This is a genomic window from Streptomyces cyaneochromogenes, assembly GCF_003963535.1.
GTDB classification, from domain to species: Bacteria; Actinomycetota; Actinomycetes; order Streptomycetales; family Streptomycetaceae; genus Streptomyces; species Streptomyces shaanxiensis.
The window spans coordinates 4255372-4269349 of record NZ_CP034539.1 but is presented as its reverse complement, the minus strand read 5'-3'; the positions used below and the strand labels follow the sequence as shown (position 1 = coordinate 4269349).

Below are 13978 nucleotides of genomic sequence, written 5' to 3'. Positions count from 1 at the left end.
TCCTGTTACGCACGCTAGACCCAGGTGTCCAGCCACATCCGCGACCGCCAGTCGTCGACCGGGATCGCCGTCCCGGTGTAGATCGGCCAGAAGTAGATGAAGTTCCACGCGATCAGCAGCACCAGCACACCCGCCCCCGTCGCCCCCACCACCCGGCGGGTGTCGCCGGCGCGGGGTGGGCCGATGATCGCGCCGAGCAGCATGGCCACGGCGAGGCAGAGGAAGGGCAGGAAGACGACGGCGTAGAAGAAGAAGATCGTGCGTTCCTGGTAGAGGAACCAGGGGAGGTAGCCCGCCACCACGCCGCAGGCGATCGCGCCGGCGCGCCAGTCGCGGCGGAAGGCCCAGCGCCACAGGACGTACAGGATCGCGAAGGCGGCCACCCACCACAGCAGCGGGGTGCCGATGGCCAGGACCTCGCGGGCGCACTTCTCGCCCGCGTCGACGGGGCAGCCGTCCTTGCCGGGCAGGGGGGACTCGTAGAAGTACGACACGGGGCGGCCGTCGACGATCCAGCTCCACGGGTTGGACTGGTAGGTGTGCGGCGACGACAGGCCGACGTGGAACTCGTACACCTGGTGCTCGTAGTGCCACAGGCTGAGCCACCAGTCGGGGAACAGCCACGACCAGCTGCTGCTGCGGCCGTTGGCGGACGCCCAGTCGCGGTAGTAGCCGCCGGTGCCGTCCGTCGGGGAGAGGATCCAGCCCGTCCACGACAGGATGTACGTGACGATCGCCACCGGGACCGTCGCCAGGAAGGCGAGGCCCAGATCGCGCTTGAGGACCGCCGTGTACGGGGCGTACGCGCCGGCGACCTTGCGGGCACCGACGTCCCACACCACCGTCATCAGGCCGAACGCGACCAGGAAGTACAGGCCGTTCCACTTGGTGCCGATGGCCAGGCCCAGCATCAGGCCGGCCAGCCAGCGGTACGGGCGCCACCCGAGGCTCAGGGTCTGGGCGATGTGCGCGTCCGGGCGGACCCGGCCGTCGGGGTCGGCCGGCAGCGCGGCGGCGAGTCTCGCGCGGGCCCGGTCCCGGTCGATGACGAGGCAGCCGAACGCCGCCAGCACGAAGAACATCAGCACCCCGTCGAGCAGCGAGGTGCGCGCCATCACGAAGGCCAGCCCGTCCACCGCCATCAGCGCGCCCGCGAGGCAGCCGAGGAAGGTCGAGCGGAAGATACGGCGGCCGATACGGCACAGCATCAGGACGGCCAGGGTGCCCAGCACCGCCGTCATGAACCGCCAGCCGAAGGGGTTGAAGCCGAACATCAGCTCGCCGAGCCCGATGACGTACTTGCCGACCGGCGGATGCACGACGTACGCCGCGTCCGTGGGCAGGGGCACGTCGCCGTTGGTCGACAGGATCAGGTCGTTGGCCTTCTTGTCCCAGCTGAGCTCGAAGCCGCGGTTGACGATCGCCCACGCGTCCTTGGCGTAGTACGTCTCGTCGAATATCACCTTCTTCGGGCTGCCCAGGTTCCAGAACCGCAGCACTCCGGCGAGCAGCGTGACCAGCAGCGGACCGCCCCAGGCCGACCAGCGCACCAGCCGCTCCGCCAGCGGCCGCGAGACGCCGAGGAACTGCCACAACCGCGGGCTGGGCTGCACGTACGGCGGCACGAGCCGCTCGCGTACGTCGCTTCCGGGCGCCCCCGTGTAGCCGAATCGGCGCAGCCGCTGCTGCCACGACGGCCGCTGCTCGTGCGGTGCCTGGTCCTGCCGGGTGGCCGTGGAGTCCATGGACGACGCTGTACTGGTCACCGCGCCATCGTAGGGAACACGTCTGTGGGAGTCCCGTGGATGTGCCCTGCGAGGATGGAAACGTGACAGGAACCCTTGTTTTGGCAGGCACCCCCATCGGCGACGTCAAGGACGCCCCGCCCCGGCTCGCGGAGGAGCTGGCCGGCGCGGACGTGGTCGCCGCCGAGGACACCCGGCGGCTGCGGCGCCTCACCCAGGCGCTGGGCGTGCAGCCGGCCGGACGGGTCGTGTCGTACTTCGAGGGCAACGAGTCGGCGCGGACGCCCGAACTGGTCGAGGCGCTCCTGGAGGGCTCGCGGGTGCTGCTGGTGACCGACGCGGGGATGCCGTCCGTGTCCGACCCGGGGTACCGGCTGGTCGCGGCGGCCGTGGAGAAGGACATCCGGGTCACCGCCGTACCGGGACCGTCCGCCGTGCTCACCGCGCTCGCCCTGTCCGGGCTGCCCGTCGACCGGTTCTGCTTCGAGGGGTTCCTGCCGCGCAAGGCGGGGGAGCGGCTGGGGCGGCTGCGGGAGGTGGCCGAGGAGCGGCGCACACTCGTCTACTTCGAGGCGCCGCACCGGCTCGACGACACACTCGCCGCGATGGCCGAGGTGTTCGGAGCCGACCGGCGGGCCGCCGTGTGCCGGGAGCTGACCAAGACCTACGAGGAGGTCAGGCGCGGCGGGCTCGGGGAGCTCGCGGAGTGGGCCGCCGAGGGCGTGCGCGGGGAGATCACCGTGGTGGTCGAGGGGGCGCCTCAGAAGGGGGCCGAGGAGGTCGACGCCGCGGAGCTCGTACGGCGTGTTCGCGTCCGCGAAGAGGCGGGGGAGCGGCGCAAGGAGGCCATCGCGGCGGTGGCGGCGGAGGCCGGGGTGCCCAAGCGGGAGGTTTTCGACGCCGTGGTGGCGGCGAAGAACGCGGGGGTGTGAAACGCCGTGTGAGCAGGGCGTCTATCGCATGAGCGTGCGCCCCATGCCGGGGTAAAGGGAGCCGGGCCTTTCGGCAAGGAACGCCCAAGTCGACGCCAACACTGGACAGATGGCGTGCGTTCGCTCCTGCGGAGGAGTCCACTGGGTCGTGGGACGCAACCCGTCCCACCCAGCGGACCACAGGAGCTGGCATGAGTGAGATCGCACAGCAGACCACGGGCCTTCGCAGCGCCGCGACCGCCGTCGTCCACGAGTCGTATTCGTTCGCCTGCATGCGCTGCGGGCACGGCTGGGAGCAGTCGTACGAGATAGAGCACCACATAGACGGTGACGGCCACGAGTTCGTGATGTACGTCGCGAACGGCGAGGTCGTGCCGTCGCCGCTGAGCCGGCCCACGTGCCAGAACTGCGACGGCCATGTCGTGCGGATCATGCGGCCCGGCCAGGTCTCCTCCGTGCAGAACTCCCTGCACCGCCCCCACCCGATTCCCCGGCAGGCGGATTCCTCGCAGCAGGACGCGGCGGACGGGCGGCAGCCGGACCACCACTGGCATCTGTCCGATCTCCTGCACGTCTTCCACCGCAAGGCGAGCTGAGCCGAGCGCCTGCTTTCGGGCAGGGCAGAGCGCCGGCCGGGAGGGCATGCCCCTTTCGTAGGATCGGGGCATGCCTTCGAACGCCGCCGACAAGCACGCCGCCCCGCCCCTCCCGCAGCCGCTCCGGGTGCCGGTCGCCGACTCCCACACCCACCTCGACATGCAGTCGGGCACCGTGGAGGAGGGCCTGGCCAAGGCGGCGTCGGTCGGGGTGAGCACGGTCGTGCAGGTGGGCTGCGACGTACGCGGCTCGCGGTGGGCGGCCGAGACGGCGGCGGCGTACGACGCCGTGCACGCGACCGTCGCCCTGCACCCCAACGAGGCGCCGCGCATCGTGCACGGGGACCCCGACGGCTGGTCGCGGCAGGGGGCGCGTGAGCCAGGTGGTGCGCGGGCGCTCGACGAGGCGCTCGCCGAGATCGACCGCCTGGCCGCACTTCCGCAGGTCAAGGGTGTCGGCGAGACCGGCCTCGACTACTTCCGCACCGGGCCCGAGGGCAAGGAGGCGCAGGAGGCGTCCTTCCGCGCCCACATCGAGATCGCCAAGCGGCACGGCAAGGCCCTGGTCATCCATGACCGCGAGGCGCACGCGGACGTGCTGCGGGTGCTGAAGGAGGAGGGCGCGCCCGAGCGCACCGTCTTCCACTGCTACTCCGGGGACGCCGAGATGGCGCGGGTGTGCGCCGCCGCCGGCTACTTCATGTCCTTCGCGGGCAACGTCACCTTCAAGAACGCCCAGAACCTGCGGGACGCGGTGGCGGTGGCCCCGCTGGAGCTGCTCCTCGTGGAGACCGACGCGCCCTTCCTCACCCCGGCCCCGTACCGCGGACGGCCCAACGCGCCGTATCTCATTCCGATCACGGTGCGTGCCATGGCCGCCGTCCGGGGGATCGACGAGGACGCGCTGGCGACGGCCCTGGGCGCGAACACGGCCCGCGCGTTCGGCTACTGACCCCTCCCCGCCGGACGGCGCTCGCACGGATTTCCGCCGGGCCTTGTCGCCACTGTGCGTAGTCGAGTCGCTTTGGAGAGTCACCACCCCTCCGCTAGGTTCTGGGGGCCCGATCCGGAGTACTCCGCTGGAGCGTGTCGTCGTGAGCAACGCGCAGTTCGAGACGTATGGCCCGAGCCCGGCCGCCCACGAGCCCCCGGCGTACGGAGGCTTCGACCCGTACAGCGCCCAGACGCTGGGGTACGGGGTGCAGGGGGTGCACGGGGGCTATGGGACGCGTACGGAGAGTTACAGACCGGCGTACGAGATGTACGCGACGCACGGAGCCCACGGCAGTCACGGGTCTCATGCGTCCCACGGGTCCCACGGTTCCCAGCACGGGGCGCATGAGGCGCACTCGCTCCGCGAGCCGTACGGGAAGCACGCCGCGTACGACGCCTACGAGACGTACGAGGACACGTACCAGCCCGCGTACGAGGACCCCGAGCCCGAGCCCGAGCCGGAGGTGCGCCCGGGGCGCGGGCGGCGGGCGGCGCACCGCCGCAAGGCGCGGCCCGTCGAGCGGGGGGAGGGGTCCATGCGCCGGCTCGTGCCGCAGGCGCTGGTCGTCGCGTTCCTCGCGGGCGGGACGTCGGCCTTCGTCGCCAAGGACAAGGCGGTCGAGCTGAGGGTCGACGGCAAGCCGCGCACCCTGCACACCTTCGCGGACGACGTCACCGAACTGCTCACCGACGAGGGCGTGGAGGTGGGGGCGCACGATGTGGTGGCGCCCGCTCCCGACGCGGCCCTCACCAGCGGTGACGAGGTCGCGGTGCGCTACGGGCGGCCCGTGCGGCTCACGCTCGACGGTCAGCGGCGCGAGGTGTGGACGACGGCGCACACGGTGGAGGCGGCGCTCAAGCAGTTGGGGGTGCGGGCGGAAGGGGCGTATGTGTCGACCTCGCGCTCCCGGCGTATCGGACGCGAGGGGCTCGCGCTGGATGTGCGCACCGAGCGCGCGGTGACCGTCATGGCGGACGGCAGGGCGCGCACCATCCGCACGAACGCGGCGACCGTGCGCGAGGTCGTGGAGCAGGCCGGCATCACGCTGCGCGGGCAGGACACCACGTCCGTCCCGCTCGACACCTTCCCGCGCGACGGGCAGACGGTCACGGTCCTGCGGATCACCGGCAGGAAGGAGATCCGCGACGAGGCGATCGCGTTCGCCGTGGAGCGGGTCGAGGATCCCTCGGTCTTCCGGGGCACAGAGGTCGTCGAGCGGGCGGGGGTGCCGGGGCTCAGGCGGATCACGTACTCGCTGCGCATGGTCAACGGCGTCCGGCAGAAGCCGCGGCGGATCCGGACCGAGGTGGTACGGGAGCCGCAGACGCAGGTCGTGAAGGTCGGGACGAAGCCGCTGCCGACGTCCGTGCGCGGTGCGGACCGGCTGGACTGGCAGGGGCTGGCGGCGTGCGAGTCCGGGGGGCGGCCGGACGCGGTGGACTCGTCGGGGACGTACGGCGGGCTGTACCAGTTCGACACGCAGACCTGGCGGAGCCTCGGAGGGAAGGGGCGGCCGCAGGACGCGCCGGCGGCTGAGCAGACGCTGCGGGCGAAGCAGCTCTATGTGCGGCAGGGGGCCAGTCCCTGGCCGCACTGCGGGGGGCGGTTGCACGGGTGAGGCCCGGCCGGACCTCACCTGGACGGTCCCCGTCCCCGGCCCCCGTACCCTTGTCGGGTGAGCAGCCCCACCCCCGACGCCCTCCTGGGCCCCGCCGACATCCGCGAGCTGGCGGCGGCCCTCGGTGTGCGTCCCACCAAGCAGCGCGGCCAGAACTTCGTGATCGACGCGAACACCGTCCGCCGTATCGTCCGCACCGCGGAGGTCCGCCCCGACGACGTGGTGGTCGAGGTGGGCCCGGGGCTCGGCTCCCTCACCCTCGCCCTGCTGGAGGTGGCCGACCGCGTCACCGCCGTGGAGATCGACGACGTCCTGGCCGCCGCGCTCCCCGCCACCGTCGCGGCCCGCATGCCGCAGCGCGCCGACCGTTTCGCGCTGGTGCACTCCGACGCGATGCACGTCGCCGAGCTGCCCGGCCCGCCGCCCACCGCGCTGGTCGCCAACCTCCCCTACAACGTGGCCGTCCCGGTCCTCCTCCACATGCTCGCCACCTTCCCGAGCATCGAACGCACCCTCGTGATGGTGCAGTCGGAGGTCGCCGACCGCCTGGCCGCCGCACCCGGCTCCAAGGTGTACGGCGTGCCGTCCGTGAAGGCCAACTGGTACGCCGAGGTCAAGCGGGCCGGTGCCATCGGGCGCAACGTCTTCTGGCCCGCGCCGAACGTCGACAGCGGGCTGGTGGCCCTGACCCGGCGCGCCGAGCCGCTCAAGACCACCGCCTCCCAGCGCGAGGTCTTCGCCGTCATCGACGCGGCCTTCGCCCAGCGCCGCAAGACGCTGCGGGCCGCGCTCGCCGGCTGGGCGGGTTCGGCGGCGGCGGCCGAGGCGGCCCTCGTCGCGGCCGGCGTCTCGCCGCAGGCACGCGGAGAGGCGCTGACGGTCGAGGAGTTCGCCCGTATCGCCGAGCACAAGGAAGCCGCCGAGCACCCCGAAGCCGCCCAGCACAAGGAGTCCGAGTAAGTGAGCGCGAGCGTCACCGTCCGGGTGCCCGCCAAGGTCAACGTCCAGCTCGCGGTCGGCGCCGCCCGCCCCGACGGCTTCCACGACCTGGCCAACGTCTTCCTGGCGGTCGGCCTGTACGACGAGGTCACCGTGACCCCGTCGCCGGACGGCCTGCGCGTCACCTGCGACGGCCCGGACGCGGGCCAGGTCCCCCTGGACCGTACGAACCTCGCCGCCCGCGCGGCGGAGGCGCTGGCCGCGCGGTACGGCCGTACGCCCGATGTGCACCTGCACATCGCCAAGGACATCCCGGTCGCCGGTGGCATGGCGGGCGGCAGCGCGGACGGGGCGGCCGCGCTGCTGGCGTGCGACGCGCTCTGGGGCACCCACGCCTCCCGCGAGGAACTCCTCGACATCTGCGCCGAGTTGGGCAGCGACGTGCCGTTCAGCCTGGTCGGCGGGGCGGCCCTCGGTACCGGGCGGGGCGAGAAGCTGCGCCCGCTCGATGTGGGCGGCGTCTTCCACTGGGTGTTCGCGATGGCGGAGCGCGGGCTGTCGACGCCCGCCGTCTTCCGTGAGTTCGACCGCCTCGGCGAGGGCACGGACATCCCGGAGCCGGTCGCCTCGCAGCCGCTGCTCGACGCCCTCGCGAAGGGCGACCCCGACGCGCTCGCCGCCGCCGTCTCCAACGACCTGCAGCCCGCCGCCCTCTCCCTCTTCCCGGAGCTCGCCGGCACCCTCGCCGCCGGCCGCGCCGCGGGCGCGCTCACGGCGCTGGTCTCCGGCTCGGGTCCGACGACGGCGTTCCTCGCCCGCGACCCCGAGTCGGCGGTCAAGGTGGCTGAAACTCTACGGTCGTCGGGGACCTGTCGGGCGGTGCGTACGGCCTCCGGCCCTGCTCAGGGCGCCACCGTACTGTCTGCGCAAAACCGCCACGGTATCTCCACATAGGTCATCGCGGCCCCTTGATCTGCATACATGTGCGGGTCAAGTGTTGACCAATTCACGGTAGTTGATTGTTTGACAATCATCTTCATGGTCCTTTTTGCGCCACTGTGCGTCATGGGAACGGCTGGCATGATCAGGCATCCCCGGTCATCTGTTACCGGTGGTACTCCCAAGGAGCTCCCATGGGGCACATGGACCACTTCAGCGCGGGATGGGTCACCCCCGTCCTCTCCTACGCGATGGCCTGCGTCGGCTCGGCGCTCGGACTGCGCTGCACCGTCAGGGCACTTGAGGCGGACGGCGCCTCCAAGCGGAACTGGCTGCTGCTCGCCTCGCTCGCCATCGGCTCCGGCATCTGGACCATGCACTTCATCGCGATGATGGGCTTCAGTGTCGACGGCACTCCGATCCGCTTCGACGTCCCGATCACCGTGCTGAGCCTGCTGATGGCCGTCGCCGTGGTCGCGGCCGGCGTCTTCACCGCCGGATACGGCCGCTCACGCGTGATGTCGGTCGTCCTCGGCGGCCTCGGCGCCGGGCTCGGTGTCGCCGCCATGCACTACACCGGCATGGCCGCGCTCAACCTGCACGGCGAGGTCGACTACGACCCGATGCTCGTCATCGCCTCCGTCGCGATCGCCGTCGTCGCCGCGACCGCCGCGCTGACGCTCACGCTCATCGTGCGCGGCCCGGTGCTGGCGACGGCCGCCGCGCTCGTCATGGGGCTCGCCGTCAGCAGCATGCACTACACCGCGATGTACGCCGTGAACATCTCTCTCGCGCCCAGCAGCGCGGCCCTGCCCGGCGCCACCGCCACGGAGTTCATCTTCCCGCTGGCCGTGCTGCTCGGCTCGTTCCTCTTCCTCGCCGCCGCGTACGTCGCCCTGTCCCCGACCGGCAAGCGCCACGAGTCGGCGGCCGCGGCGCAACTGCTGCGCGAGGTCGAACTCACCACGGCCTGACGGCTCCCCCTGTCCCCGAGCTTCTCCCCTGACCCAGGTCGAACGAGGTCCCCTCATGCGCGTCCCCCGCCGTACCTCCGCCCGGCTGCGCCCCAGATCGGTGCGGGCGAAGATCGTCTCCCTGCTGATGCTGCCCATCGTGTCCCTCATGGCACTGTGGGGCTTCGCCGCCGTGACGACCGCGTCCAGCATCGGCGACACCGAGCGCGCCAAGGACGTCAACGCCGAACTCCTCACCCCGGTCGGCGACTTCGTCACCGTGCTGCAGGCCGAGCGCACCGCCGCGATGCGGTACGCGGCTGCCCCGGAGGCCTTCGCCAAGGCCCGCAAGGCCACGGACAAGGCCGCCACCGCCCTGCTGAACGGCATCAACGCCTCCAGCTCCGACGCCGCTCTCCTCGACGCGAGCCTGCCCGGCCGCATCGAACAACTGGAGGCCGACGCCGGAAGGCTGGCCAAGCCGCGCGCCGAGGCGACCGCGAAGAAGACGGGGGCGCCCTCGGCCGCGTACACCGCCTACTCGGCGATCATCGAGCACGCCTTCGCCGTCACCGGCGCCCTCACCGGCGACCAGGGCACCGACGCCGCGTCCGAGGCGCGCGTGGTGCTCGAACTCGCCCGCGCGCGGGAGGCGCTGGCCCGGGAGCAGGCACTGCTGGGCGCCGCCGACGCACGCGGGACGCTGAGCCAGGGGCAGTACGGGCTGTTCATGGGCGCCGTCGCCACGCAGCGCGAGCTGCTGGAGCCCGCGGTCGCCGACCTGAAGGCGGCACACCGGGCGCCGTACGCGGAGGTCCTGGAGGGCGAGGGGTACGCGCGCGTGCGGGCCGTCGAGAACCGGGTGCGGGATGCCGGTGCCGGGGCGGCGGCCGTGACGGCCACTTCGCTCGCGGGCTGGGACACGGCGGTCGCCGGCGTGCTGACGAAGCTGACCGAGGCGGAGACGGCGGCCGGAACCGGGGCCGCCGCGCAGGCCGACCCGTTCGGCTGGAACACCCTCGGCGCCTCGGGCGTGGCGGTGGTGCTCGGCCTGGTGGGTGTGCTGCTGTCGCTGCTGGTCTCCGTGCTGGTCGGGCGCGGGCTCATCGTCGAACTCCTCGACCTGCGCAACGACGCCCTGGAGGTGGCCGGCCGGCGCCTGCCGCAGGCCATGCGCAAACTGCACGCCGGTCAGGGCGTCGACATCGATGCCGAGGCGCCCATGCGACGTCTGGTCGGCGACGAACTGGCCCAGGTCGGCACGGCGCTCACCGCGGTGCAGCGCGCGGCGCTGAAGGCCGCGAGCGAGCGCGCCGAGCTGCTGAGCGGGATCTCCGGGGTGTACGTCAGCCTGGCGCGCCGCAGCCAGGTGCTGCTGCACCGTCAGCTGGACCTGCTGGAGGGGATGGAGCGGCGGCAGCAGGATCAGGCCGAGCTGCAGGACCTGTTCCGCGTCGACTACCTCGCCACCCGGATGCGCCGCCACTCCGAGAGCCTGCTGATCCTGTCCGGCATCGCGCCGGGGCGTGGCTGGCGGGACCCGATTCCGCTGGCGGACGTGCTGCGCGCGGCCGTCGCCGAGGTCGAGAACACGCAGCGCGTGCAGATCTGGGCGGTGCCGAGGGTGTCGCTGGTGGGCGGCTCGGTCGCCGACGTCATCCATCTCCTCGCCGAACTGGTCGAGAACGCCACGGCGTTCTCCCCACCCAGCACCAAGGTGCAGCTGCGCGCCGCCCGGATGCGCGAGGGGCTTCTCGTCGAGGTCGAGGACAGCGGCTTCGGCATGAACGAGGACGCCCTCGCCGACGCCAACCGCAAGATCCAGTCCGAGAAGGTCGACCTCCTCGACGCCAAGCAGATCGGCCTGTTCGTGGTGAACCGGCTGCGTGAGCGGCAGGGGTTGCGCGTCGAGGTGCGCGCATCGCCGAGCGGCGGCGTCACGGCGGCGGTCCTCGTCCCCGAGAACCTGCTGCGCGACGACATGCCGGTGGGCGAAGGGGCGGTCCAGGGGCGGGGCCTGGCCCCGGCGACGGCGCTGATCCCGCAGCAGCGGATCGACGAAGCCGGAGCGTGACGCCGTACTCACAAGTACGCCATCTTCGCCCGATCTTCACACAGATGTACTGCGATCGGACTACTCGTGGGACAGCTGGGGCGATTAGGGTCGGTTGACGTTTCAAGCGTCGGACCTTCCCCCCGGTTCGACGCACGTCACATGCACCTCTGGAAGGCGTACTTCCGTGTCCGAATCCCCCACCCCCACCCCCACCCCCTCGTCCCACCGTAGAAAGCGCTCCCTGTCCCGCCGCGGCATGATCGCCGCGGGCGGGGCGGTGGCCGCCGGGGCCGCGATCACGCCGATGGTGTTCGCTGCCACCGACTCCGCCGAGACGGACAACTCCGCGTCCGGCTCCGGCGATTCCGGTACGACGCCGGAGAAGTTCCCCGCCACCCGCACCGAGGCCGCCACCGGCACCGGCGAGACCACCACCGCCTTCGCCGCCTCCTACGTCGGCGTGCGCTGGTCCGGCTCGAAGGAGGGCGCCGCCATCCGGCTCGCGGACGGCGACTGGCAGCCCCTGAAGAGCGGCTGCGCGATCGTCGAGGACGGCGGCACGGCCCTGGTCGCCGCCCAGAACGCCACCGCGTACGAGCTGAAGGCGTCGAGCGGCATCGAGGTCGTGCACTCGCTGGCGATCGACACCACCGGCGGCCCCGGCCGTACCTTCCATGTGCCGAGCGAGCCCACACGCGTGCGTGGCGTGCGCTACCTCTCGCGGCCGGCCTGGGGCGCCGACGAGTCCAAGCGGTTCAAGCCGGACGGCTCCGTCAACTCGCCCGAGAAGTACTACCCGCTCCAGATCATCACGGTCCACCACACCGCGACGCCGAACGACGATCCCGACCCGGCCGCGACGGTGCGCGCGATCTACGAGCAGCACGCGATCACCAACGACTGGGGCGACATCGGCTACCACTTCCTCATCGACGAGGCCGGCAACGTCTACGAGGGCCGCTACTCCGGCGACGACGGCATACCCGCCTTCAACCCGGACGGCGACCTCGTCACGGGCTTCCACTCCGTGGGCTACAACTCCGGCGCCCTCGGTATCGCCCTGCTCGGCACCCTCAGCCAGCAGGCCCCCACGGACGCGGCCAAGGCGTCCCTGATCCGGCTGATCAAGGTGATCTCCCGGTTCAAGGGGCTGGACCCGCAGGCGCAGGTGACGTACACCAACCCCGTCAACGGCACGAAGAAGGACACGCACGTGGTCGGCGGCCACCGTGACTACTTCACCACCGAGTGCCCCGGCCAGGTCATGTACGACCTCCTCGCCGAGGTCCGCGAGGCGGCGGCCCGCCGCTGACATCGGCCACAGTGAAGCGCCCCGGGGATCGGCGTCCCCGGGGCGCACTGCTGTTACGGAAGATGCGCGGACCGTCGTTCAGAAGGTCAGCTTCCAGCTGTTGATGTAGCCCGTGTCCGCGCTGTAGACGTCCTGGACCTTCAGCTGCCAGGTCCCGTTGACGGTCGTCTCGCTGGACGCGTTCACCGTGTACGTGGCGTCGACGTTGTCCGTCGAGTCGGAGGAACTGCTGCTCTTCAGCCGGTACGTCGAGCCGTCCGGCGCGACCAGGTCGATCACCAGGTCGCCGCGGTAGGTGTGGACGATGTTGACGTACACCGACAGGTCGCTGGGCGCGCTGCCGGTGAGGCCGCTGACGGTGATCGGGGAGTAGACGGCCGAGCCCGCGTCCGGGATGGAGACGTCGGCGGCCGACTCGAAGCTGCTGCCCGTGTCGCCGCCTCCGCCGTCGCCGTCACCGGCCGGGGTGACCTGGAGCAGCAGGTTGGGGCTGCCGGTTCCGACGCTGGTCAGCGTGCCGGAGGACGCCGCCGAGGTCAGCGCCGAGGCGACCGCGGAGGGCGAGGCGCTCGGGTTCTCGCCGAGGTACACGGCGGCTGCGCCGGCCACGTGCGGGGACGCCATCGACGTACCCGAGTAGGTCGCGGTGCCGGTGTCCGAGGCGTTGGACGCCGACGTGATGCTCGAACCCGGCGCGAACAGGTCCAGTACGGAGCCGTAGTTGGAGAACGACGACCGCGCGTCGGCGCTGGTCGAGGCGCCCACGGTGAGTGCCGCCGAGACGCGGGCCGGGGAGTTGGAGGAGGCGTTGGTGTTGTCGTTGCCGGCCGCGACCGCGTAGGTGATGCCGGCCGCGATGGAGTTCTCGACCGCCTCGTCGAGCACCGAGTCGGCGTCGCCGCCCAGCGACATGTTGGCGACGGCGGGGAACTGCGCGTTCTGGGTCACCCAGTCGATGCCCGCGACCACGCCGTCGGTGGTGCCGGAGCCGTCGTCGTCGAGGACGCGCACGGCGACGATGTCCGCGTTCTTGGCGACGCCGTACGTCGATCCCGCGACGGTGCCGGCCACGTGCGTGCCGTGTCCGTTGCCGTCCTGCGCGGTGGAGTCGCCGTCGACCGCGTCGTAGCCGTAGGAGGCCCGGCCGCCGAAGTCGCTGTGGGTGATGCGGACTCCGGTGTCGATGATGTACGCCGTCACCCCGCTGCCCGCGCTGTCCGGGTAGGTGTACGACGAGGACAGCGGCAGGTCGGCCTGGTCGATGCGGTCCAGGCCCCAGGTCGGGTTGGTCTGGGTGCCGTTGATGTGGACGGTCTTGTTCTGGACCACCCTCTCGACGGCCGGGTCGGCGGCGAGCCGCTTGGCCTCGGTCTGCGTCATCTCGGTCGCGTAGCCGTTGAGGGCCTGTTTGTAGGTGCGTTCGACCTCGGCGCCGTACCGGGTGGCGAGCGCCTTGCCCTTGGCGGAGGCGGCGCGGAAGCCGGCGCTGTCCTTGAGGGTGACGATGTAGCTGTCCTTGATGGCACCCGGGGCGTCGGCGCCGAGGACGACGCCCTCGGCGGGGGCCGCGGACGCCGGGGCGGTCGACGCGGCGCCGACGGCGAGCAGGGCGGCGGCGGAGACGAGCGCGGCGAGCGCACCGCGTCTGCGGCGGCCGGGCGTCCGGAGTGCGGGGGAGTGCTGCACGAACATGGGGGTGGGACCCCTTCTGGGAAACGTGCACGGACGGGGCGGTGGGGGGTGGCCTTGTCTGTGCGCATAAGGTGGCCGTTTTGAAGAGGTCACGTCAACTAGGGGAATCCCTACGGGCGAGTAGGGGCCCGGCGGGGTTTGGCAGAGCCTCTGTGGAACCCCTGTGCGGCCCCTGTGAGCAGGCACGTTTGAAGGGGCGACG

General features: G+C 71.9%; 11 protein-coding genes. 9 read left to right on the top strand and 2 right to left on the bottom strand.

The features are described from left to right. Positions 1–14 precede the first annotated feature (14 nt). Positions 15–1766, bottom strand: coding sequence for a dolichyl-phosphate-mannose--protein mannosyltransferase (locus EJ357_RS19030; protein ID WP_126392818.1), 1752 nt, complete (start codon positions 1764–1766; stop codon positions 15–17). A 62-nt stretch (positions 1767–1828) separates the two neighbouring features. Between EJ357_RS19030 and rsmI the strand changes: the two genes are divergently transcribed. From rsmI to EJ357_RS18985, 9 genes are all read left to right on the top strand, one after another. After that, a complete protein-coding gene (gene rsmI / locus EJ357_RS19025; protein WP_126392817.1) occupies positions 1829–2677 on the top strand; it encodes a 16S rRNA (cytidine(1402)-2'-O)-methyltransferase in 849 nt (282 codons plus the stop codon). A 191-nt stretch (positions 2678–2868) separates the two neighbouring features. Further along, positions 2869–3273: a hypothetical protein gene (locus EJ357_RS19020; protein WP_126392816.1), complete on the top strand. Its 405-nt coding sequence runs from the start codon at positions 2869–2871 to the stop codon at positions 3271–3273. A gap of 70 nt (positions 3274–3343) precedes the next feature. Continuing rightward, on the top strand, positions 3344–4225 hold the full coding sequence (locus EJ357_RS19015; RefSeq protein WP_126392815.1) for a TatD family hydrolase: 882 nt from the start codon (positions 3344–3346) through the stop codon (positions 4223–4225). Positions 4226–4367: 142 nt separating this feature from the next. Then, on the top strand, positions 4368–5885 hold the full coding sequence (locus EJ357_RS19010; protein WP_126392814.1) for a ubiquitin-like domain-containing protein: 1518 nt from the start codon (positions 4368–4370) through the stop codon (positions 5883–5885). A gap of 57 nt (positions 5886–5942) precedes the next feature. Then, positions 5943–6845 (top strand): 16S rRNA (adenine(1518)-N(6)/adenine(1519)-N(6))-dimethyltransferase RsmA, encoded by a 903-nt coding sequence (gene rsmA / locus EJ357_RS19005; RefSeq protein WP_126392813.1) that lies wholly within the window; start codon positions 5943–5945, stop codon positions 6843–6845. Further along, positions 6846–7778, top strand: a complete 933-nt coding sequence (locus tag EJ357_RS19000) for a 4-(cytidine 5'-diphospho)-2-C-methyl-D-erythritol kinase (protein WP_126392812.1) — start codon at positions 6846–6848, stop codon at positions 7776–7778. 179 nt (positions 7779–7957) lie between these two features. Beyond that, positions 7958–8737, top strand: coding sequence for an MHYT domain-containing protein (locus EJ357_RS18995; RefSeq protein WP_126392811.1), 780 nt, complete (start codon positions 7958–7960; stop codon positions 8735–8737). A gap of 55 nt (positions 8738–8792) precedes the next feature. Beyond that, positions 8793–10790, top strand: coding sequence for a sensor histidine kinase (locus EJ357_RS18990; RefSeq protein ID WP_126392810.1), 1998 nt, complete (start codon positions 8793–8795; stop codon positions 10788–10790). A 166-nt stretch (positions 10791–10956) separates the two neighbouring features. Beyond that, a complete protein-coding gene (locus EJ357_RS18985; RefSeq protein WP_323378021.1) occupies positions 10957–12084 on the top strand; it encodes a peptidoglycan recognition protein family protein in 1128 nt (375 codons plus the stop codon). Between the two features lie 78 nt (positions 12085–12162). On the opposite strand, the gene EJ357_RS18980 is transcribed toward EJ357_RS18985, so the two are convergent. Next, positions 12163–13776, bottom strand: a complete 1614-nt coding sequence (locus EJ357_RS18980) for a S8 family peptidase (RefSeq protein ID WP_126392809.1) — start codon at positions 13774–13776, stop codon at positions 12163–12165. Positions 13777–13978: the final 202 nt, after the last annotated feature.